Raw genomic sequence first — 22,030 nt, 5'->3', positions numbered from 1 at the left:
GGACGGCCCGCGGGACCGATCTGGGGGAGGATCGGGCGGTCCCGGACGCCGATCAGCTCAGGAGGCAGGCGCATGACCACCACCCGCAAGCCGCGCAGCCATCAGGTCACCGACGGCATCGGCGCCACCGCGGCCCGGAGCATGCTGCGCGCCGTCGGCATGCGCGACGACGACTTCGCCAAACCGCAGATCGGGATCGCGTCGTCGTGGAACGAGATCACCCCGTGCAACCTGTCGCTGCAGCGGCTCGCGACCGCCGCCAAGGAGGGCGTGCACGCCGGCGGCGGCTACCCGCTGGAGTTCGGCACCATCTCGGTGTCCGACGCGATCTCGATGGGCCACGTCGGCATGCACTACTCGCTGGTCAGCCGGGAGATCATCGCCGACTCGGTGGAGACCGTCGTGCAGGCCGAGCGGCTCGACGGCACGGTGCTGCTGGCCGGCTGCGACAAGTCGCTGCCCGGCATGCTGATGGCCGCGGCGCGGCTGGACCTGGCCGGCGTGTTCGTCTACGCCGGATCGATCATGCCCGGCCGGGTCGGCGACCGCGAGGTCAACATCGGCGACGCCTTCGAGGCCATCGGCGCCTGCTCGCGCGGCCTGATCACGCCCGAGGAGGTCGACGTGCTGGAGCGCGCGATGTGCCCGGGGGAGGGCGCCTGCGGCGGCTTCTACACCGCGAACACGATGGCCGCCGCCGCCGAGGCGCTCGGCATGGCGCTGCCCGGATCGGCCAGCCCGCCCGCCGTCGACCGGCGCCGGGACGGCGTCGCCAGGGCGTCCGGCGAGGCGGTCGTCGGGATGATCGAGAACGGGATCACCGCGCGCGACGTGCTCACCCGGGAGGCGTTCGAGAACGCGATCGCCGTCGTCATGGCGTTCGGCGGCTCGACGAACGCGGTGCTGCACCTGCTCGCGATCGCCCGGGAGGCCGAGGTCGATCTCGGCCTGGACGACTTCAACACGGTCGGCGACCGGGTGCCGCACCTGGCCGACGTCAAGCCGTTCGGGCAGCACCTGATGTACGCCGTCGACCGGGTCGGCGGCATCCCGGTGGTGATGAAGGCGCTGCTCGACGCCGGCCTCCTGCACGGCGACGCGCTCACCGTGACCGGCCGGACCGTCGCCGAGAACCTGGCCGAGATCGACCCGCCCGGCCTGGACGGCTCGGTCATCCACGACCTGGCGGACCCGATCCACCCGACCGGCGGCATCACGATCCTGCGCGGGTCGCTGGCCCCCGGCGGTGCCGTCGTCAAGTCCGCCGGGTTCGACGCCACCACCTTCACCGGCACCGCCCGGGTCTTCGACGGCGAGCAGGGCGCGCTGGACGCCGTCGACGCCGGCGAGATCGGCCCGGGCACCATCGTGCTGATCCGCTACGAGGGGCCGCGCGGCGGGCCCGGGATGCGCGAGATGCTGGCCGTCACCGGGCGGATCAAGGGCGCCGGCCTCGGGAAGGACGTGCTGCTGGTGACCGACGGCCGGTTCTCCGGCGCCACCACCGGGCTGTGCGTCGGGCACGTGGCGCCGGAGGCCGCGGACGGCGGGCCGATCGCGCTGGTCCGCGACGGCGACCCGATCACCCTCGACATGGCCGCCCGGACCCTGGACATCGGCGTGGACGCCGCCGAGCTGGACCGCCGCCGGGCCGGGTGGGTGCGGCCGGAGCCGACGAACCGGCGCGGTGTCCTCGGCAAGTACGCGAAGCTCGTCTCGTCCGCGGCGGACGGCGCGGTCTGCGGCTGAGCCCGGCGGCCGGGACCGCGGCGTCAGGCGGCGCCGGTGACCCGTGCCGATCGCGGCCCGTGCAGGGCCGGCGCGACCAGCGCGATCGCCACCACCGTCACGACCAGCGCGACCACCACGGCCGTCGCGAGCGGGGCCGCCATGCTCGACAGGTCCAGCACCGGCAGCACCGCGGTCACCGCGTTGACCACGACCACCGTCCACAGTGCGGCCCGGCTGCCGCGCCACCACCACAGCGCCAGCCCGGCCAGGGTGAGCACGCCGACGGCCGGGCCGAGGTACCAGGCGAAGGCGGGTGCGGTGGGCGGCGGCGGCAGGATCAGGTTGCCGACCAGGCCGAGCACACCGCCGACGACGGCGAGCAGGACGGCCCCGGTGACGACGCGGTTCGGGTGCATGACGGACCTCCGACGGGATGGGGGACGCCGGGCGGGTCCCGGCGCCGTCGAGGATCACCTCCGGCCGGGGCCGCGCACATCGTGGTGACCGCGGAGCCCGTCCTCCGTGCCGGCACGGATACCACGCCGGCCGCGACCGCCCTACGCTGCGACGATGCCGTGGCCGCGCGCCCTGACCCTGCTGCTCGCCGGGGCCTTCGGGGCGCTCGTCGCGGCCGACGCGCTGCTCGCCGGCCGCTCCGGCACCCCGGTCGCGGTCGCCCTGCTCACCGCGCTGCCCGCGCTGGTCCCGGTCGCGCTCGGGCTGCTGGTCGCCGCGCGCCGCCCCCGGCTCGTCGTCGGGCCGCTGCTCGCACTGGCCGGGGCGGGCGCCGCGGCGAACGGCGCCGCCGACCGCTATCTCGCCGCGGTCGCCGCGGGTTCCCCGCCGGCCGGCGCGTGGTGGGTGGTGCCGCTGCTGCTGCAGCTGAGCTGGATGCTGTTCTTCGTCCCGTTCGCGCTGCTCGCGCTGGTCTTCCCGGACGGCAGGCTGCCGGGCAGGCGATGGTGGCCGGTCGCGGCCGGGCTGGTCGCCGTGCCGCCGCTGGCGGCCGTGCTGACCGCCTGGGCGCCCGGGTCCTACCGGGACCCGGTGCCGGACTTCCCGCACACCCTGGGCACCGGGCCGGGCTGGACCGGCCCGGTGGCGATGGTGCTCGTGCTGTGCCTGCTCCCGCTGCTCGGCGCCGCCGCGGCCGCGCCGGTGGTCCGGCGCCGGCGCAGCACCGATCCGGTGCTGCGGGCCCGGTTGCGCTGGCTGATCCTGGCCGGGCTGTGGCTGCCCGCGACGCTGCTGCTGTGCTGGGCGAGCTACCTGTTCCTCGACGGCCCCGACCTGGTCGTGGTCGGTCTGCTCGGCACCTACCTGGCGATCCCGGCGGCGACCGCGGTCGCCATCCTGCGGCACGGCCTCTACGACGTCGACCGCGCCTACGCGGCCACCCTGACCTGGTCCGCGCTGGCGGCCTGCCTGCTCGCGGTCTACAGCCTGACCGCGTTCGCGGCGGGCGCGGCGTTCGGCCAGGGATCGGCACCGGCCGCGGCCGCCGCGACCGCGGTCTGCGCGGCCGCGCTGGCCCCGCTGCGGGTCCGCCTGCGCCGCCGGATCGACGCCCGGATCGACCCGGCCCGGCGGGCCGCGCTGGACGCGGTCACCGAGCTCACCGGCGCCAGCCGGGACGGCAGCGCCCGGCCCGAGCAGCTGCAGGACCGGCTGCGGGCCGCGCTCGGCGACCCGGGCCTGCTGGTCGGCTACCGCCCGCCCGGGGACGACGCCGACGCACTGGTCGACGCCGACGGGCGGCCGCTGCCCGCCGTCGCGGACCGGACCGCGGTGCCGGTCGTCCGGGACGGGCGGCGGGTCGGCGTGCTCGCCGGCGCGGCCGGGTCGCGCCCGCTGCTGCGCGAGATCGCCGCCGCCGCGGCACTGCTGGTCGAGGTCGTCTGCCTGCGCCAGGAGGCGCGGCTGGCGCAGGCCGAGGCGGAGGCGGGCCGGGCCCGGCTGCTGGAGGTCGGCGACACCGAGCGGCGGCGGCTGGAACGGGACCTGCACGACGGCGCGCAGCAGCGGCTGGTCTCGCTCGGCATGACGCTGCGGCTCGCGCAGCGCCGGGTCGCGGACGATCCGGCCGGGACCGACGTGGACGGCGTCCTCGACGCGGCGGTGGCCGAGATCGGCACCGCGGTCGCCGAGCTGCGCCGGATCGCGCACGGGCTGCGCCCCTCCGGGCTCGACGACGGCCTGCCCGCGGCGCTGCGCGGGCTGACCGCGAACCTGCCGGTGCCGGTCCGGCTGGAGGTGACCGACGGATCCGTCCGGCCGGACCCGGCCCCGGTGGCCGCGGACCCGGTCCCGGTGGCCGCCGGAGCGGGCGCGGCGCCGCCGGAACCGGCCCGGCCGGTGCCGGCGGGGCCGGACCCGGACTGGCTGGACGTGCCCGACGGGATCGCGCTGACCGCGTACTACGTGGTGGGGGAGGCGCTGACCAACGCCGTCCGGCACGCGGACGCCGACCGGGTGGAGGTGCTCGCGTCGCGGTCCGGCGGGACGCTGCGGGTCCGGGTCCGGGACGGGGGCCGCGGCGGTGCGACCGTCCGGCCCGGCCACGGGCTGCACGGTCTCGCCGACCGGGTCGCGGCCGCCGGGGGCGTCCTGCGGGTGCGCAGCGACGGCTCCGGGACCGAGGTGCACGCGGAGCTGCCGTGCGGATCGTGATCGGGGAGGACTCGGCGCTGTTCCGGGAGGGCCTGGCCCGGATCCTGGCCGACGACGGGCACGAGATCGTCGCGACGGCCGCCGACGCGCCCGCGACCGTCGCCGCCGTCCTCGGGCACGACCCGGACCTGGCCGTGATCGACATCCGGATGCCGCCGGAGCACGCCGACGACGGCGCCCGGGCGGCCCGGGAGATCCGGGCCGCCCGGCCGGCCCAGCCGATCGTGCTGCTGTCCCAGCACGTGGAGTCCCGGCACTCGGTGGAGCTGGTGAGCACCGGGGCGTTCGGCTACCTGCTCAAGGACCGGGTGCTCGACGTCGGCGACTTCCTCGACGCGCTCGCCCGGGTGGCCGCCGGTGGCTCGGCGCTGGACCCGGAGGTCGTCGCCCGGCTGATCGGGCGGCGCCGGGACGGCGACCGCCTGGGGGCGCTGACCCCGCGGGAACGGGAGGTGCTGGCGCTGATGGCCGAGGGGCGGACGAACCGCGGCATCGCGCGGCGGCTGCACCTGACCGAGCGGACCGTGGAGACGCACACCGGTTCGATCATCGGCAAGCTCGGGCTGGCCGCGTCCGACGACGACCACATCCGGGTGCTCGCCGTGCTGGCGCACATCGACGCCGGATCCGGCTGACGCCGCCCCGCGGCGGATGGCACACTCGGCGGCAGGACGATCGAGAACGGGCAGCACACCTCTCCTGCGCACGGATCCGCGGCGCGGAGACGGAACCCACGGCCTCCGGCGGGCGTCCTGACCCCCGTGTAACCGCCGTGACCCCCCGCGGAAACGGCGGCCGTCGATCGTGTGCGTGTGGAGGCCGTGATGGGTGATCGTGAGTTCCCGGAGGCGGGCATCGGCGTCGTCGTGCCCTACGACTTCGCGCAGGACCGCGAGATGTGGCGGTGGGTCCCGGCGCCGACCTCGCTGCACGTCACCCGGACCCCGTACGCGGCCACCCCGGCCGACGCCGGGCAGGCGCTGCTGATCTCGGCACCGGAGACCGTCCGGCAGGCGGTGCGCGACGTGCTGGTCCCGGAACCGGGCGTCGTCGCGTACTCCTGCACGTCGGGGAGCTTCGTCGCGGGCGCCGACGGCGAGCGGGCGCTGCGCGGGGTCATCCGCGACGCGGGCGCCCCGCGGGCGGTCACCACCGCCGGTGCGCTGGTCGCCGCCTGCGCCGCGCTCGGCGTCGACCGGCTCGCGCTGGCCACCCCCTACGTCGACGACCTCACCGCCAAGCTGGAGGCGTTCCTCGCCGCGCACGGGATCGGCACGGTCGCCCGGTACGGCCTGGGCCTGCTCGGCCGGATCTGGGACGTGCGGCCGGACCAGGTGGTGCGCGCGGTCCGCGCGGCCGACCACCCGGACGCCGAGGCGGTGTTCGTGTCCTGCACGAACCTGCCCACCTACGACGTCATCGCCGGGCTGGAGGCCGAGCTCGGCAAGCCGGTGCTGACCGCGAACCAGGTCACCATGTGGGCGGCGCTGGGTGCGGTCGGCCGCTCGGCCGTCGGGCCCGGCCAGGCGCTCGTCGAGTGCCGGGCGCCGGGGGACCGGGCCGTGCTGCGGGTGGTGCACGAGGCGACCACCGACCTGGCCGCGGTGCCGTCGGTCCGCGGCTCCGGCGACGACGGGCTCCCGGCGCTCTACAAGGTGCGGGTCCGGCTGCCCGACGAGTCCGGCGCGCTGGCCCGGCTGACCGCCGCCGTCGCCGAGGTGGACGGCAACATCCTGGCGCTGTCGGTGCACGGCAGGGACTCCCGCTCGGTCGTCGACGAGATGCTGGTCGGCGGCCGGATGAGCGCGGCCCGGCTGTCCCGGGTGATCCGGCGCAGGCTGCGCTCGGCCGGGCCGGACGCGGTGCAGGTCGTCGTCGCCGACCCGCACGAGCTGGTCGACCCGCCGACCCGGGCGCTGGACCTGCTCACCCGCAGCCGCACGGCCGGCGACGTGGCCCGCGCGCTCGGCGAGCTGCTGCACGCCGACGAGGTGGAGGCCGGGCCGGACGGGCCGGACGGGACGGAGCCCGCCGACGGGCACGTCCTGGTGCTGCCGTCCCCGCACGGCGGCCGGCTGATCGCCCGCCGGGCGTGGGCGCCGTTCACCGTCACCGAGCGGGCGCGGGCCGAGGCGTTCCTGCGGGCCGCCACCGCGCAGCCGGTCCGGGCCGGGCACGACGTCCTGCTGCCCGGCGGCGAGGAGCTGACCGCGCTGCCCGCGGCCGGCGACGAGACGATCGAGCTGGACGTCCTGCTGCGCACCTGCCTGGCCGGGCTGCCGGACGGTGGCCCGGCGGTCGACGAGTGGACGGCCGCCGATCTGCGCTCGGTGCTGGCCCCGCCCGGCGGGATCTGCCTGCTGGTGCGCACCGCGGACGGCACCCTCGTCGCGGCCGGCTCGCTGCTGGACGCCGAGGGCCCCGCGCCGGAGCCGGTCGTCCTGGTGCACCCGCTCTACCGCGGCCACGGCCTGGCCGGATGGCTGCGCCGCCGGCTCGGGGCGCCGGTCACCGCGTGGCACTAGGCTCGCCGGCGTGCCGACCGAGCTTCCCGACGACTGGTCGTCCTGGCGGGACCGGGTCGACCTGGACACCTACGACGCCCGCTGGGCGGCGATGGCCGAGGCCGGCCAGGACCCGCACGGCGAGGCGGGCCTGGTGCAGGCCCTGCTGGAGGGCGGTGCCGTGCTCGACGGCGGCTGCGGAACCGGCCGGGTCGCGATCGAGCTGGACCGGCGCGGCATCCCGGTGACCGGCGTCGATCCCGATCCGGACATGATCGCCGCCGCCCGCGCCAAGGCGCCCGGCCTGCGCTGGGAGCCGGTCGGCCTGGAGGATCTCGACCTGCCCGATCGGTTCGGGCTGGTGGTGCTGGCGGGCAACGTGATCCCCTACGCGGGCGACCGGGCCGGCGTCGTCGGCGGCTGCGCCCGGCACCTGCGTTCCGGTGGTCTGCTGCTCGCCGGGTTCACCCTGCGGCCGGGCTGGCCCACCGTCGACGAGTACGACGCCTGGTGCGCCGCGGCGGGCCTCGCGCCGGAGCAGCGCTGGGCCACCTGGGACCGGGCGCCCTACCGGGGCGGCGACTACGTCGTCGCGCTGCACCGGCTGCGCTGAGCCGGATCAGCAGCCGGGGCCGCCCGGCTGCAGCGGCGCGACGCCGAGCGGCTGGATGTAGGAGTCCCCGCCGGCCCCGGCCAGCGCCTCGCACGCCCGGCCGCGGTCGGTGAACGGGCCGAGGTACACGACGTAGATCAGCTCACCGGTCGGGGTGCGCGGGCGGAACGAGGTGCAGCTGCCCAGCGCCCGCAGGTAGTTCGAGCCGGGATGGCGGTCGAGGTGCTCCTGCACGTCCTGCGGGTAGCGCTGCGGATCGACGCCGGCACCGACGATCACCACGTCGGCACCGGTGCAGCCGAGCCGGGTCACCGGCCGGGCCAGCCCCAGGTCGCCGTCGCCCGCGGCCGGATCGATCGTCGCGGCCGGCGGTGCCGTGGTGGTCCCCGAGCCGGCCGGCTGCAGCGGCCCCGGCGTACCGGACGGATCCGGGTCCAGGGTCGGCACCGCGATCGCGGGGTCGCCGTCGCCGCCGGGCCCGCGATCGGGCAGCACCGCCCAGACCAGGCCGACCAGCACGGCCGCGGCGACCAGGGCGGCGCCGATCGCCAGGACCAGGCCGCGGGGACGGTTCGGTGGTGCCGGGGCGGGGGTGTCGTGGTCGGGGAGGATCCAGGTCGGGCCGGGCCGGGCCGCGGTGCCGGGGTGCGCGGGCGCGGGGTGGCCCGCTGCGGGTGCACCGGCTGCGGGGTGGCCCAGTGCGGGTGCACCGGCCGGGAGGTGGCCGGCAGCGGCGGCACCGCCCCCGGGGGCATCGGGTGCGGGGTGGCCTGCCGCGGGTGCACCCGGGGCGGGATGACCGGCGGCGGGATGGCCGGGCACGGGTGCACCGGCGGCGGCGTGGCCGGGCGTGGGTGCACCGGCGCCCGGGGCTGCGGGGACCTCGCCCAGGGTCTGCGGCCGGGTCTCCCGCGGTGCGCTCCCGGCCAGCCGGGTCACCGCGGCGGCGAGCGCCCCCGCGGTCGGGTACCGCTCGTCGGGCGCCTTCGCCATCCCGCGGGCGACGATGTCGTCCCACCCGGGATCGAGCTCGGGCCGCAGCGCGGTGACCCGCGGCGGCGGCGTCATCAGGTGCGCGGAGAGCACGGTCGCCGGCTCCGACCCGGGGAACGGCGGCCGCCCGGTCAGCATCTCGACGAGCACGCAGGCCAGCGAGTAGACGTCGGCCCGGCCGTCGACCGGGCCGAGGGAGTCGGAGAGGCGTTCCGGGGCGAGATAGCCGAGCGTCCCGACGGTGGCGCCGGTGGCGGTGAGCGCGGTGTCCGGGTCCGGTCCGACGGCGCGGGCGATCCCGAAGTCGACGAGATAGGTGAAGTCGTCCCGGGCCTCGACGACGAGCAGGTTCGCCGGTTTGACGTCGCGGTGCACCATGCCCGCGGTGTGCGCCGCGTCCAGCGCGTGCGCGGCCTGCCGCACGATCCCGGCCGCCCGCGCCGGGGGCAGCGGGGCCTTGCGGGACAGCAGCCGGGCGAGGTCCTCGCCGTCGATCAGACGCATCGACAGGTACAGCCGGCCGTCGACCTCGCCGTAGCCGTGCACCGGGACGACGTGCGGGTCGCGCAGCTCGAACGCCGCCCGGGCCTCGCGCCGGAACCGCTCGACGGTGACCCGGTCGGTCGCCAGGTGCGCGGGCAGCACCTTCAGCGCGACCTCGCCGCCGTGCCGCCGGTCGTAGGCCCGGAAGACGACACCCATCCCGCCGGCCCCGAGCCGTCCGCGGATCTCGAAGTCACCGAAGTCCGCGCCCACTGGCAGATCGCCGACATCCATGAGCCCCCCAGCTGCTGTTCGGACGAAGCGTTCATACCAGGCGGGCCGCGTGGCCGGGCCGGTTCCACAAGGTTCTTGAATCGGCAGGGCGGTCGGCTAACTAAGTACACACTTGTTGACTTTAGCCGGACCGCCGTCGACAGTGGCCGCATGACAACCGGATCACCACCGGCCGCCGCGCCGCGAGCAGTACCGGCAACCGGACCTGCATCGCCTCCGTCGGTCGGTGCCGTGGTGCGCAGGCGGCGCCCGGCGCTGATCCTGTCCGCGGCGCTCGCGGTCGTGTCCGCCGCCGCCGGGCTCGCCCCGTACGTCGCGGTCCACCTGGTCGCCGTCGAGCTGTTCGGCGGGGGCACCCCGGATCCCGGGCGGGTGCTCGCGATCGCCGGCGCGACCGCGGCCGCGCTGCTGGTGAAGGCGGCCGCAGGAGCGCTGTCCGGGCACGTCGCGCACCTCGCGGCCTACGGCGCGCTGGCCGACCTGCGGCTGGCGCTGGTGGCCCGGCTGGACCGGATCCCGCTGGCCCGGGCGACCGCCCGGCCGTCGGGAGAGCTGAAGAAGATCCTGCACGACGACGTCGAGCAGCTGGAGGAGGCACTCGCGCACGGGGTGCCCGACGTGGCCGCGGCCGCCGCGGTGCCGGTCGCGACCACCGCCCTGCTGCTCGCGGTGGACTGGCGGCTCGGCCTGCTCGCGTTCCTGGCGCTGGTCCTCCTGCTGCTGCTGGTCGGCGGGATCGCCTCGGCACTGGCGCGCCGGTCCGGCGCCGAGCAGATGGCCTCGCTGACCGAGCTCAACCGCACGGTCGTCGGGTTCCTGGACGGGATGAAGGTGGTGCGGGCGTTCCGCCGGGTCGACGGCGACGACCGGCTGACCGGCGCGCTGGACCGTGCGGTGCACGCCGGTGACGCACCGCTGCGCAGCCCGGTCCGCTGGCTGGCGTCGGCGCTGATGGTGGCGACCGGCCTGCCGGTCGCGCTGCTGCTCCCGGTGGCCGGGACCGGCTTCGTCGAGGGCCGGGTCGATCTCGCCACGCTGGCCCTGTTCCTGCTCATCGGCCTGGGCTATGCCACGCCGCTGATCGCCTTCGTCGGCACGCTGGCCACCCTGGGCTACCGGGTGCAGTTGGCGACGGCCGGGATCGGCGCGTTGCTGGCGGAGCCCGGGCTGCCCGCCCCGGACCGGCCGCGCAGCCCGCGCTCCGGCCCGGACGGCCCGGACGTCGAGCTCGACGGCGTCACCTTCGGCTACCACCCGGACCGGCCGGTGCTGTCCGACGTCGACCTGCTGGTGCCGGCCGGCCGGGTCACCGCGCTGGTCGGCCCGACCGGCGCCGGGAAGTCCACACTGGCGCGGCTGGTCGCCCGGTTCGCCGACGTCACCGCGGGAGCCGTGCGGATCGGTGGCGTCGACGTCCGGGAGATCGCGCCCGACGAGCTCGCCCGGATCGTGTCCGTGGTCGGCCAGGACGATCGCGTCTTCGACGCCTCGGTGCTGGAGAACATCCGGATCGGCCGGCCGGACGCCACCGACGACGAGGTCCGCGCGGCCGGCCGGGCGGCCCGGGTCGACGAGTTCGCCGATGCGCTGCCGCAGGGCTGGGACACCGCACCGGGCTCCGGCGGGGTCCGGCTCTCCGGCGGCCAGCGGCAGCGGATCTCGGTGGCCCGCGCGCTGCTGAAGGCGTCACCGGTGGTGGTGCTCGACGAGGCGACCGCGTTCCTGGACGCCGAGAACGAGCGCGCGACGGTCGCCGCGGTGCGCGAGCTGGCCCGCGGACGGACCGTGCTGGTGGTCGCGCACCGGCTGCAGACCGTGATCGACGCCGACACGGTCGTGGTGGTGGACGGCGGCCGGATCGTCGCCGCCGGGCCGCACGCCGAGCTCGTCGGGAGCTCGCCGCGGTACCGGGCACTCTGGACCGCCTACACCGACGGCGCGGGCTGGCGGCTGGACGCGGCGGGGGCCGGTCCCGGCGGTGACCCGGCCGGACCGGGTGGCGCGGCGGGACCGGGCGGCGTACCGGTGCCGGGTGGCGCGGCGGGACCGGGGGGCGTGCCGGGACCGGGGGGTGCGGCTGCGCCGGGGGGTGCGGCCGGGCCTGTCGTGGCGGCCGGGAGGGCGGCACCCGCACCGCTGAACTCCGGCGACCCGGACGGCCGCGCCTGGTCGTCGGCGGTGGCCGGCATCGTCCGCCCCGGACTGGCCGGGCTGTCGTTCCCGCGCCAGTGGGTGGCGCTGCTCGGCCGCTGGTGGCCCCGGCTGCGCGGCCCGGGCGCCGGCCGGCTGCTGCTGGAGGGCCTGTTCCGCGGGGCGCCGGTGGTGGCCGTCTACCTGGTGCTGCTGGCAGCGGTGCAGGGCACGCTGACGACGGGCACGGTGGCCGCGGTGTCGGCGGCGCTGGTGCTGCTGCTGGCGGTCCGGCTGCTCGCCAACAACGCGGCGAACCAGCTCGTCTGGCGGATCGCCACCCGGGCCAAGGTCGATCTGCAGCTGTCCATGCTGGACCGGCTGCGGTCGGTGCCGCTGGGCACGCTGAGCCGGCTCGACAACGGCCGGATCACCACCACCGTCGCCAACGACACCGTGATGCTGGACTTCCAGAACACCCCGCAGCAGATCGCCGGGGCGGTGATCACGCCGCTGTACGCGACCGTCGTGCTGCTGCTGGTGGACTGGCGCCTGGCGCTCGCGACGCTCGCCGGGGTGCCGCTGTTCGTGGCCTGCACGGTGCTGTCGGACCGGGTGTACCGGCAGGTCATGGGGCCGGTCGGCGAGGCCCGGTCGGTGGCCACCAGCCGGTTGCTCGATCACGTGCGGGGCACCGCGGTGCTGCGCGCCCACCCGGGCTCGGCGGTCGCGCTGCGGTACCGGGACGCGGTCGAGGAGCTGCGCCGGACCAGCGTCGCGATGTCGGTCCGGGCCGTCCCGGCGGTGGCGCTCGGCTCGGTCGCGCTGGAGCTGGGCCTGGTGGTGCTGATCGTCACCGGTGCCGCGCTGCACACCGCGGGCACGGTCGGCTCCGGGACGCTGCTGCTGTTCCTCGTACTGTCGCTGGTGCTCCATCAGCCGCTCGGCGAGATCGCGGCGCTCGCCGGCTACCGGCGCACCCAGCAGCAGATCGCCCGCCGGATCGCCGAGATCTGGGAGCAGCCGGTGCTGCCGGAGCCGGCCGAACCGGCAGAGCCGGCCGAACCGGCAGAGCCCGCCGGCGCGGCCGGCGCCGACGTGGAGCTGCACGACGTCGGCTTCCGCTACGACGGCTCCGGCGGCGGCCTGCACGGGGTGTCGCTGCGCGCCGCGGCCGGGACCGTCACGGCACTGGTCGGGCCGTCCGGCGCCGGCAAGAGCACGGTCGCGAACCTGGTCGCCCGGTTCTGGGACGTCGACTCGGGCTCGGTCCGGATCGGTGGCACCGACCTGCGCGAGCTCGGATCGGCCGGGACCACCGCGCTGGTCACCACGGTGTTCCAGGACGTCTACCTGTTCCACGGCACCGTCCGGGAGAACCTGACGCCGGCCCGGCCCGGGGCGACCGACGACGAGATCGCCGCCGCGCTCGCCGCCGCCGACTGCACCGACGTCGTCGAGGCGCTCCCGGCGGGCCTGGACTCGGTGATCGGCGAGGGCGGCGCCGACCTGTCCGGCGGCCAGCGCCAGCGGCTCTCGATCGCCCGCGCGCTGCTCAAGGACGCCCCGGTACTGGTGCTCGACGAGGCGGTGGCCTCGGTCGACGCCGAGACCGAGGTCCGCATCCAGCGCGCACTGTCCCGGCTGGCCCGGGGCCGCACCGTGATCGTCGTCGCGCACCGGCTGCGCACCGTCCGCGGCGCCGACCACATCGTCGTCCTCGACGGCGGGCGGGTCGACGCGGCAGGCACCCACGACGAGCTCGTCGAGCGCAGCCCCGTGTACCGGCGGCTGCTCGCGGCGTCCGCACCCGCGGCGCCGCTGTCCACCACCCCGGGAGGTGCCCGGTGAACCGGGTGATCCGCGCGGCCGCACCGGCCGCTCTGCTGCTGACCGTGCTGCTGACCGCCTGCGGTGCCGTACCGGCGCCGGAGGAGGACGTGCCCGATCCCGGCCCCGGTTTCCCGGTCACCGTGCCGCACGCGCTCGGCGTCGCGGAGATCCCGGCGCCACCGGCCAGGGTGGTCGCGCTGAGCGTCGCCGACGCCGACGCCGCGCTCGCCGCCGGGATCACCCCGGTCGCGGTGGTGACACCGTTCTACGCACCCGACGGAGACCTGCCCTGGCTCGCCGGGCGGCTCGGGCCGGACGTCACGCGCATCCCCGGCGCACCCGACTTCACGATCGACACCGAGGCGGTCGCCGCGGCCCGCCCGGATCTCGTGCTGGGCACCGGGGCGGCACTCACCCCGCAGGCCCACGATGCCCTGACCCGGATCGGGGCACCGGTCCTGGCGCACCTGGCCGACCCGGTCACCGACCGCTGGGAGGACCGCACCGCCGCCGTCGGGGCGGCGCTCGGCCGGCCCGGCGAGGCGGCCGCCGCCGTCGCCGGGACCACCGGGGCGATCACCGCCCTGCGCGACCGGTATCCCGGGCTCGACGGGCGCACGTTCAGCTTCTCGGTGATCCAGTCGCCGTCCGCGCTGGGCACCCTGGTCGCCGCGGACGACGTCCTGTCCGTGGTCCTCGGCGAGCTCGGCATGCGGCTGCCGGACACCCTCGCCGCCCGGCCCGGGTCGGCCCCCGGTACCGGGATCGTAGCGCTCGGCCCCGAGCAGCTCACCGACCTGGCCGCCGACCTGGTGATCGTGGTGGCGCCGGATCCGGCGGCGGCCGACGCCCTGCTCGCCGACCCGCGCGCCGCGACCCTGGCACCGGGCGGGCAGCTGCACACCATGGACCTGGTCACCGCGACCGCGCTGCGGACGCCGTCGGTGCTGAGCCTGCGCTGGGGGCTGGAGCAGCTCGACGCGCCGCTGGCCGCGGTGGCGGGCTGAACCGTGCCGCGACCCGCCCGGGCCGGCGCGCCCGCCGGGGCCGGGCACCGGTGGCGGGTCGCCGGACGGCGCGGGCGGGCCGGCGGTGGCACCGGCCGGGGCCGCCCGGTGCGCCGTTACCGTGACCCGGTGACCGATCTCCCGACGTCCGGACCGCCACCGGGCATCGCCCGGCGGATCGGCAGGCCACCGAAGGGCGAGCCGACGCTGACCCGGGAGCGGATCGGCCGGGCCGTGCTCGACGAGGCCGCCGACCGGGGCGCCGACCGGGTGACCATGCGCTCGCTCGCCGACCGGCTCGCGGTGACCCCGCGGGCGCTGTACAAGATCGTCCGGGACCGGGACGACGCGCTCGTCGCCGCCGTCGCCGTCGCCGGACGGGAGTGGCCGTCCGGACCGCACGACCCGGACCGCTGGACGGACGGGCTCGCCCGGTTCTGCCGCGAGCTGCGGGCCTGGTACCGGCGCCATCCGGTGCTGCTGCGGATCGTCGCCTCCACCCCGATGGACGACGAGGTGCGCGACGCCGCGCTGCGCAACATGGACGCGCTCGCCGGGTTCCTGCTCGCGATCGGGCTCCGGCCCGCGGACGTGGCCCGCGGCTGCGACCTGGTCGTCGGCACCGTCGCCGGGTTCGCCGAGATCGAGGAGTGGGAGTCCAGGGCGGCCGCGGCGGACCCGCGCAGCGGCCCGCCGGAGGAGACGACCCCGGCCACCCGGGCCGCGGACAGCGACGACGCGCTGCCGCACCTGCGCTCGCTCGCGCACGTCCCGCCGGCCACCGCCGACGAGCGTTTCGAGAGCCACGTCGAGATGCTGCTGCTCTGGCTGGGCGCCCGGATCGGCTGAGGCTCAGGCCCGGCAGAGCAGTTCGCCGTGCGGGACGACGAACCAGCCGTCCGGGTGCGCGGACCAGGCCCGCCAGGCGTCCGAGATCGCGGCCAGCTCGGCCGGCTCGGCGAGGCCGCGGTCGAGGGCCATCCGCCCGACGCCGGTGTGGATCCGGTCCGCCCACATCCCGCCCCAGGCGGCGCGCTCGTCAGCGGTGGCGTAGCACCAGACCGCGGCCGACGGGACCACCTCGGTGAACCCGGCGGCGTGCGCCCAGCCGAGCAGCCGCCGTCCGGCGTCGGGTTCGGCGTCGTTGCCGCGGGCGACCGCCCGGTAGAGCTCCAGCCAGCGGTCCAGCAGCGGATCGGCGGGCCACCAGTGGAAGCCGGCGTAGTCGGCGTCCCGCACCGCGACCAGCCCGCCCGGGCGGGCCACCCGGCGCATCTCGCGCAGCACCGCGACCGGATCGGAGACGTGCTGCAGCACCTGGTGGGCGTGCACGACGTCCCAGCTGTCGTCCGGCTCGGACAGCGCGTAGGCGTCGTCGACCGCGAACTCGACGGTGACGCCACGCTCGGCGGCGGCCGCCCTGGCCTGCTCCAGCGGCTCCGGGACCAGCTCGACGCCGCGGACCCGGCCGGGCGCGACCCGCGCCGCCAGGTCGACGGTGATGCTGCCCGGCCCGCAACCGACGTCGAGCAGCGACGTGCCGGGCGCCAGGTGGTCCAGCAGGTACCCGCAGGAGCTCTCCGCGGTGCGGGCGGCGTGCGAGCGGACGACGACCTCGGGATGGCCGTGGGTGTAGGTGTCGTGCGGCGGCATACCGGCCACCCTGCCCGACGTCACCGCGCGCGGCGGATCCGGATCGGCCCCTTCGCCGTCGACGGATCGACGACCGCGCCGCGCGCGACGATCTCCACCCGGCCGGCGACGACCAGCCGGCGGGCCGCCATCCGGGCCGGTTCCATCAGCTCCCGCCATCCGTCCGGGGCGACCCGGCGGGCGGCCTCGGACGGGCAGATCGTCGCCCCGCCCGCACGCCGGGCGAGCAGCTCGGTGATCGCGGCCTCCAGGTCGCGGTCGACCTGCCGGACGCCGCGCCGGCGGCACGCCGCGGAGCAGTACCGGACCTCGGTCCAGTCGTCCGCCCACCTGCGGCGCCACTCGATCCGCCGCCCGCAGACCGCGCAGCTCTTCTCCTCCACCCGGCCATCGTCGGGCAGGCGCGCCCGGCGCGCCCGGCGACGGTCAGCTCCGGGCCAGCACCGCGGCCTCCAGGGCCTCCCGCATCGCCGGTTCCGGCCCCGGCCGCCCGGTCATCAGCTCGACCTGCGCGACGGCCTGCTGCAGCAGCATCTCCAGCCCCGAGACGATCGTCGCGCCGGCCGCGGCGGCACCGGCGGCGACCACCGTCGGCCACGGCGCGTACACCGCGTCGAGCAGCACGGTGCCCGGCCGCCAGCGGGCCCCGGCGAGCTCGTCGGCGACCCCCGCGGGCAGCGTGGACACGACGACGTCGGCGCCGTCCAGCACGGTCGCGGCGGCCACCGGGTCCCCGAGCACGGCGTGCACCCGGGCCTCGGAGCCGAGCCGGGCCGCGGTGGCCTGCAGGTCGCCGGTGCGGCCCGCGTCCCGGACCAGCACGTCGATCCCGTCGACCTCCAGGTCGTGCAGCCCGGCGAGGGCGGCCTGCGCGGTCCCGCCCGCGCCGAGGATCACCGCGCGCCCGGTGCCCGCCCCGGCGGCGCGCAGCGACTCGGCGATCCCGGTGACGTCGGTGTTGTGCACGGTGCTGCCCTCGTCGGTGAACACCAGCGTGTTGCCCGCCCCGATCGCGGCCGCACCGGGGGAGACGGTGTCGGCGACGTCGAGCACGACCCGCTTGAGCGGCATGGTCAGCGACAGCCCGACCCACTCCGGGCCCAGCCCCGCGACGAACCCGGCCAGGCCGGCCTCGTCCACCTCGAACCGGTCGTAGTGCCAGCCCGCCAGGCCGAGCGCGGCGTAGGCCGCGTTGTGCAGGGCGGGGGACAGCGTGTGCGCGATCGGCGAGCCGAGCACCGCGGCGCGGCGCCCGGATGGGGCGGAGGTGGTCACCCCCGGAGTATCCCTGCCCGCCCGGCGCGGGTTCAGTCCAGCCCGGTTCGTCCGGTTGCCCAGTAGGCGCGGCCGGTCACCCGCCGGGGCGGGACCGCCCACTGCCGGGCGTTGCGGCGCAGCGTGTGCAGGGTCGCGGCGTCCCCGGTGACCAGCAGGTCCCCGCCGGGGGCGGCGGCGACGGCGGCGCGGGCGCTCTCGATCAGCGCGGCCCGGTCCGCGGTGCGCGCCACCACGACGGCGCCGTCCAGCCCGAGTCCGGGCAGCGCCGCGGACAGCGCGTCCGGGTCGCCGGCCTCGAACACGGTCACCGCGTCCGGGTGCACCGTGCGCAGCGCGCAGGCGAGCCCGACCGACGACTCGTCGCCGACCGCCACCACCGGCCCGGTCAGCGCGGGCAGGTCGATCGACCGGCGCGGCCCGAGCAGCTCGCAGGGATCGCCGGGGCGCACCCGGTCGAACCAGGCCGACGCCGGCCCGTCGCCGTGGGTGAAGGCGACCAGCTCGGTGGCGCCGGCGTCGGCGTCCCACCGGATCGGGGTGTAGGTGCGCAGCTGCAGCGCACCGCGGCGCGGCCGCATCTGGATCTTCGCGCCGGGGGTCCAGCGCACCCCGCGGAACGCCTCGGAGCGCAGGCCGACCCGCACCAGATCGGGCGCGATCCGTTCGACGTGCTCCACCTCCGACACCGACAGCAGTGCGTCCCCGGCCAGATCGGCCAACCGTGTCGCGAGTCCCACCGTGCTCCTCCGTCCGCCGTATGAGGCCACCCTAAGATGTCTGTACGACGGTGTGCGGCCAACAACGACCGCGAAACGGCCACGAGGGGGAGACATGGACGGTCCACGGCCCGGCGTGGTCGCGGTGCTGCGCCAGGAGATCGGCCCCGGCACCACGGTGGAGCTGCACCGGCACGACGACCGGCATCTCGTGTTCTGGTCGGCGACCGCGACCGCCACCGTGCGGACCGACGACCGGGACTGGCTGGTGCCGCCCACGCACGCGCTCTGGATGCCCGCCGGGGTGTGGCACGGGGTGGCGACGGTCCGGCCGGGGCACGGCTACGGCGTCGCGCTCGATGCGACGGCCGGCGGCTGGGCGCGGGTCACGCCGCTGCTGGTCACCCCGCTGGTGCGCGAGCTGATCGTGCACCTGGCGGGGGAGGGGGACGTGCCGGGACCGGTCCGCGGGCACGCCGAGGCGCTGCTCACCGGGCTGCTGGAGCCGGTGCCGACGACGACGTTCGCCGTGCCGGTACCGGCCGACCCGCGGGCCAGGGCGGTCGCCGAGGCGCTGCTGGCCGATCCGTCCGACCAGCGGGACCTGCCGGCCTGGGCGTCCCGGGTGAACAGCAGCGTCCGCACGCTGTCCCGGCTGTTCGCCGAGCAGACCGGCAGCACCTTCGCGCGCTGGCGGACCGCGGTGCGGGTGCGGGCCGCGCTCGATCTGCTGGCCCGCGGCACCCCGGTCGCGGTCACCGCCCGCGCGGTCGGGTACCGCAGGCCCGCCGCGTTCGCCGGGGCGTTCCGCCGGGTCACCGGGCGGCGCCCGGCCGACTACCTGCCGGCCCCCGGGTGAGCGGGCCGGCCGGTGGCGGGGCCACCGGGTCCCGCCGGGGCGCGCACCCAGCCCGCCGCACCGGGCCGGCCGGCCGCGGTGGGAGGCTGCCCGGGTGGGCGGAACGGTGCTGGTGTTCGGCGGTCGGAGCGAGATCGGGGTGGCGGTCGCGCAGCGGCTCGCCGGCCGGGAGGCGGACACGGTGGTGCTCGCCGCCCGCCGGGCGGGGGAGCTGGCCGCCGAGTCGGCCCGGGTGGCGGCGGCCGGCGCCCGGGTGGAGACCGCCGAGTTCGACGCCGACGACCTCGCCGCGCACCGCCCGCTGATCGATCGGGTGCGGGACCGGCACGGCCGGATCGACGTCGCGGTGGTGGCCTTCGGCATCCTCGGCGACCAGGCCCGCGCCGAGACCGACGCGGCGCACGCGGCCGCGATCGTGCACACCGACTACCTCGCCCAGGTGCACCTGCTGACCGAGCTGGCGCAGGTGCTGCGCGCGCAGGGGAGCGGCACGCTCGTCGTCTACTCCTCGGTCGCCGGGGTGCGGGTGCGCCGGGCGAACTTCGTCTACGGCAGCGCGAAGGCCGGGCTCGACGGCTTCGCGTCCGGCCTGGCCGACGCGCTGCACGGCTCCGGCGTGCGGCTGGTGCTGATCCGGCCCGGCTTCGTGATCGGCCGGATGACCGAGGGGATGAGCCCGGCCCCGCTGTCGTCGACCCCCGATCAGGTCGCCGACGCGACCGTCGCGGCCCTGCGCCGCGGGCGCGGCAACGCCGACGTGTGGGTGCCCGGCACCCTGCGGCTGCTCTTCGCCGTGCTGCGGCTGCTGCCGCGGGCGGTATGGCGCCGGATGCCCCGCTGAGGATGTTCCACGGACCAACGATGTCCCGCGATCGGTGTGTGGCACTTCCACTCGGGTGAGCCGGGTCATATCGTCACGTGCGCATCGACCAGAGACCGAAGTGACGACGACGACGTCGGAGGAGAGCACAGTGGCACACACCCGTGGGGCCGTGGTCCGGAGCGCACCGGGCAAGTTCGAGGTCGTGGATCTCGAGATCGACGACCCGCGCCCGGGCGAGATCGAGGTGAAGATGGTGGCGTCGGGGCTCTGTCACTCCGACGACCACATCGCCACCGGCGACATCCCGGTCGGGACCTACCCGTTCGCCGGCGGCCACGAGGGCTCCGGCATCGTGACCCGGGCCGGCGCGAACAAGAAGGGCCTCAAGGAGGGCGACCACGTCGTCTTCTCCTTCCTGCCCTCGTGCGGGCACTGCCGCTGGTGCGCCAGCGGCATGCAGAACCTCTGCGACCTGGGCGCCGGGCTGCTGGCCGGCACCCGGTGGGAGGAGAACACCACCCGGCTGCGGCTGGCCGAGGACGGCACCCCGGTCGGCCAGATGTGCGGCATCTCCACGTTCTGCGAGACCACCCTGGTCTCCGAGGACTCCTGCGTGAAGGTGCCCGACGACGTCCCGCTCGAGGTCGCCTGCCTGGTCGGCTGCGGCGTCGGCACCGGCTGGGGCTCCGCGGTGAACGCCGGCGGCGTCCAGCCCGGCCACACCACGATCGTGATGGGCATCGGCGGCATCGGCATCAACGCCGTGCAGGGCGCCGCGCACGCCGGGGCGTCCAACATCATCGCGGTCGACCCGGTCGCGCTGAAGCGGGAGTCGGCCCAGCAGCTCGGTGCCACGCACGCCGTGGAGACCATGGAGGAGGCCACCGAGCTGGCCAAGCAGTTCACCAACGGGCAGGGCGCCGACCAGGCGATCATCACCGTCGGCGTGCTGAAGCCGGACCACGTCGGGCAGGCGATGGCCTCGATCCGGAAGGCGGGCACGGTCGTCGTCACGGCTCTGGGCGACATCAACTCGACCGAGCCGCTGCCGGTCTCGCTGGCCGACGTCACGCTGTTCCAGAAGCGGATCCAGGGCGCGATGTTCGGCATGTCCAACCCGAACTGGGACATCCTGCGCCAGCTGGAGCTCTACCGCGCCGGTGCACTGAAGCTCGACGAGCTGGTCACCACCACCTACACCCTCGACCAGGTCGCCGCGGCCTACGAGGACATGCACGCCGGCAAGAACATCCGCGGCGTCATCCGCTACTGACACCAGCGGCCCAGCGCCCGCCGGGCCCTGGTCCCACCGGACCGGGGCCCGACGCATACTCGGGCCCGTGGACGATCTGCTGCTGCTGGACGGGCACAACGACCTCCCCTGGGCGCTGCGCGAGCTCGGCGGGCCGGAGCCGGACCTGGCCGCGGGCGATCCGCGGCTGCACACCGACCTGCCCCGGCTGCGGGCGGGCGGGGTCGCGGCCCAGTTCTGGTCGGTCTACGTGCCCGGCTCGTTCACCGGTGACCGCGCGGTCACCGCGGTGCTGGAGCAGATCGACCGGGTGCGCGGGCTGGCGGCCCGGCATCCCGACGCGCTCGGCCTGGCCGACGGCGCCGACGACGCCGAGCGGGTGGTCGCCGGCGGCCGGATCGCCTCGCTGATGGGTGCCGAGGGCGGGCACTGCATCGCCAACTCGACGGCCGTGCTGCGCATCCTGCGGGCGCTCGGCGTGCGTTACCTGACGCTGACCCACAACCTGAACAACGACTGGGCCGACTCGGCGACCGACGAGCCGCGGCACGGCGGTCTGACCCCGTTCGGCCGCGAGGTGGTCGCCGAGATGAACCGGCTCGGCATGATCGTCGATCTCTCGCACGTGGCGGCGACGACGATGCGCGACGCGCTGGCGGTGTCGTCGGCGCCGGTGCTGTTCACCCACTCCGGCGCGCGCGAGGTCACCGACCATCCGCGCAACGTGCCCGACGACGTGCTGGCCACGATGGCCCGGGGCGGCGGGGTCTGCATGGCGACGTTCGTGCCCCGGTTCGTGTCCGCCCGGGTCGCCGACTGGGACCGGGAGCTGCTGGCCGCGATGGCCGCCGCCGGCGCCGACCACCGCGATCTCGCCGCCCGCAACCGGTTCGCCGGCAGCTGGGACGGACCGCCGGAGCCGCGCGCCGACCTGCACGACGTGGTCGCGCACGTCGAGCACCTGCGGGAGGCCGCGGGCGTCGACCACGTCGGGATCGGCGGCGACTTCGACGGCACCGCCGAGCTCCCGGACGGCCTGGCCGACGTCTCCGCCTATCCCCGGCTGTTCGACGCGCTCGCCGACCGCGGCTGGAGCCGCGCCGACCTGGCGAAGCTGGCCGGCCGCAACGCGCTGCGGGTGCTGCGCGCGGCCGACCGCGCCTGACCGGCCGCGCTCCCGCTCCGCCCGGT

General features: G+C 76.8%; 17 protein-coding genes and 1 pseudogene. 12 read left to right on the top strand and 6 right to left on the bottom strand.

What is annotated here, in order from left to right; translation table 11 throughout:
• Nucleotides 1-72: 72 nt before the first annotated feature.
• Nucleotides 73-1,749 (top strand): dihydroxy-acid dehydratase, encoded by a 1,677-nt coding sequence (ilvD, locus tag ABD160_RS23560; RefSeq protein ID WP_344026091.1) that lies wholly within the window; start codon nucleotides 73-75, stop codon nucleotides 1,747-1,749.
• A gap of 23 nt (nucleotides 1,750-1,772) precedes the next feature.
• On the opposite strand, the gene ABD160_RS23555 is transcribed toward ilvD, so the two are convergent.
• Entirely contained in the window at nucleotides 1,773-2,147 is a 375-nt protein-coding gene (locus tag ABD160_RS23555; RefSeq protein ID WP_344026089.1) for a hypothetical protein, read from the bottom strand.
• 154 nt (nucleotides 2,148-2,301) lie between these two features.
• On the opposite strand from ABD160_RS23555, the gene ABD160_RS23550 reads away from it, so the two are divergent.
• From ABD160_RS23550 to ABD160_RS23535, 4 genes and pseudogenes are all read left to right on the top strand, one after another.
• Entirely contained in the window at nucleotides 2,302-4,401 is a 2,100-nt protein-coding gene (locus ABD160_RS23550) for a sensor histidine kinase (protein WP_344026087.1), read from the top strand.
• Nucleotides 4,389-5,036: a response regulator gene (locus ABD160_RS23545; protein ID WP_344026085.1), complete on the top strand. Its 648-nt coding sequence runs from the start codon at nucleotides 4,389-4,391 to the stop codon at nucleotides 5,034-5,036. Before ABD160_RS23550 ends, ABD160_RS23545 begins: the two co-directional genes overlap by 13 nt.
• Nucleotides 5,037-5,225: 189 nt before the next feature.
• Nucleotides 5,226-5,939 (top strand): annotated as a pseudogene (locus ABD160_RS23540) (maleate cis-trans isomerase family protein); the annotation flags it as partial.
• A gap of 997 nt (nucleotides 5,940-6,936) precedes the next feature.
• The gene (locus ABD160_RS23535) at nucleotides 6,937-7,518 is read left to right on the top strand and encodes a class I SAM-dependent methyltransferase (protein WP_344026083.1); all 582 of its coding nucleotides are present in this window, start codon (nucleotides 6,937-6,939) and stop codon (nucleotides 7,516-7,518) included.
• 6 nt (nucleotides 7,519-7,524) lie between these two features.
• Here ABD160_RS23535 and ABD160_RS23530 read toward each other — a convergent pair whose 3' ends face one another.
• Complete coding sequence (locus ABD160_RS23530; RefSeq protein ID WP_344026081.1) at nucleotides 7,525-9,288, bottom strand: serine/threonine-protein kinase; 1,764 nt, start codon at nucleotides 9,286-9,288, stop codon at nucleotides 7,525-7,527.
• Nucleotides 9,289-9,522: 234 nt separating this feature from the next.
• On the opposite strand from ABD160_RS23530, the gene ABD160_RS23525 reads away from it, so the two are divergent.
• The 3 genes from ABD160_RS23525 to ABD160_RS23515 all read left to right on the top strand — a co-directional run bounded on the left by ABD160_RS23525 (nucleotide 9,523) and on the right by ABD160_RS23515 (nucleotide 15,107).
• Entirely contained in the window at nucleotides 9,523-13,269 is a 3,747-nt protein-coding gene (locus ABD160_RS23525; RefSeq protein ID WP_344026079.1) for an ABC transporter ATP-binding protein, read from the top strand.
• The gene (locus ABD160_RS23520) at nucleotides 13,266-14,258 is read left to right on the top strand and encodes an ABC transporter substrate-binding protein (RefSeq protein ID WP_344026077.1); all 993 of its coding nucleotides are present in this window, start codon (nucleotides 13,266-13,268) and stop codon (nucleotides 14,256-14,258) included. The genes ABD160_RS23525 and ABD160_RS23520 overlap by 4 nt, the downstream gene beginning before the upstream one ends.
• A gap of 129 nt (nucleotides 14,259-14,387) precedes the next feature.
• Complete coding sequence (locus ABD160_RS23515; protein WP_344026075.1) at nucleotides 14,388-15,107, top strand: TetR/AcrR family transcriptional regulator C-terminal domain-containing protein; 720 nt, start codon at nucleotides 14,388-14,390, stop codon at nucleotides 15,105-15,107.
• A gap of 3 nt (nucleotides 15,108-15,110) precedes the next feature.
• On the opposite strand, the gene ABD160_RS23510 is transcribed toward ABD160_RS23515, so the two are convergent.
• From ABD160_RS23510 to ABD160_RS23495, 4 genes are read right to left on the bottom strand one after another with little or no spacing between them, the layout of a single operon-like run.
• Nucleotides 15,111-15,911, bottom strand: a complete 801-nt coding sequence (locus ABD160_RS23510; RefSeq protein ID WP_344026073.1) for a methyltransferase domain-containing protein — start codon at nucleotides 15,909-15,911, stop codon at nucleotides 15,111-15,113.
• Nucleotides 15,912-15,931: 20 nt separating this feature from the next.
• Entirely contained in the window at nucleotides 15,932-16,294 is a 363-nt protein-coding gene (locus tag ABD160_RS23505; protein ID WP_344026071.1) for a DUF3253 domain-containing protein, read from the bottom strand.
• Between the two features lie 43 nt (nucleotides 16,295-16,337).
• A complete protein-coding gene (locus ABD160_RS23500) occupies nucleotides 16,338-17,186 on the bottom strand; it encodes a shikimate dehydrogenase (protein ID WP_344026069.1) in 849 nt (282 codons plus the stop codon).
• 32 nt (nucleotides 17,187-17,218) lie between these two features.
• On the bottom strand, nucleotides 17,219-17,926 hold the full coding sequence (locus tag ABD160_RS23495) for a siderophore-interacting protein (RefSeq protein ID WP_344026067.1): 708 nt from the start codon (nucleotides 17,924-17,926) through the stop codon (nucleotides 17,219-17,221).
• A gap of 94 nt (nucleotides 17,927-18,020) precedes the next feature.
• Between ABD160_RS23495 and ABD160_RS23490 the strand changes: the two genes are divergently transcribed.
• From ABD160_RS23490 to ABD160_RS23475, 4 genes are all read left to right on the top strand, one after another.
• Nucleotides 18,021-18,764 (top strand): helix-turn-helix domain-containing protein, encoded by a 744-nt coding sequence (locus ABD160_RS23490; RefSeq protein WP_344026065.1) that lies wholly within the window; start codon nucleotides 18,021-18,023, stop codon nucleotides 18,762-18,764.
• Between the two features lie 94 nt (nucleotides 18,765-18,858).
• Nucleotides 18,859-19,605 carry a decaprenylphospho-beta-D-erythro-pentofuranosid-2-ulose 2-reductase gene (dprE2, locus tag ABD160_RS23485; protein ID WP_344026063.1) on the top strand — a complete coding sequence of 249 codons (747 nt, stop codon included), beginning with the start codon at nucleotides 18,859-18,861 and terminating at the stop codon, nucleotides 19,603-19,605.
• 130 nt (nucleotides 19,606-19,735) lie between these two features.
• Entirely contained in the window at nucleotides 19,736-20,860 is a 1,125-nt protein-coding gene (locus ABD160_RS23480) for an NDMA-dependent alcohol dehydrogenase (protein ID WP_344026061.1), read from the top strand.
• A gap of 67 nt (nucleotides 20,861-20,927) precedes the next feature.
• Nucleotides 20,928-22,004, top strand: a complete 1,077-nt coding sequence (locus ABD160_RS23475) for a dipeptidase (RefSeq protein ID WP_344026059.1) — start codon at nucleotides 20,928-20,930, stop codon at nucleotides 22,002-22,004.
• Nucleotides 22,005-22,030 lie beyond the last annotated feature (26 nt).

Origin of the sequence: Pseudonocardia kongjuensis (assembly GCF_039526905.1) — a bacterium.
Lineage (GTDB): Bacteria > Actinomycetota > Actinomycetes > Mycobacteriales > Pseudonocardiaceae > Pseudonocardia > Pseudonocardia kongjuensis.
The sequence above is the reverse complement of the archived record's forward strand: the minus strand, read 5'-3'. Positions and strand labels throughout refer to the sequence as shown.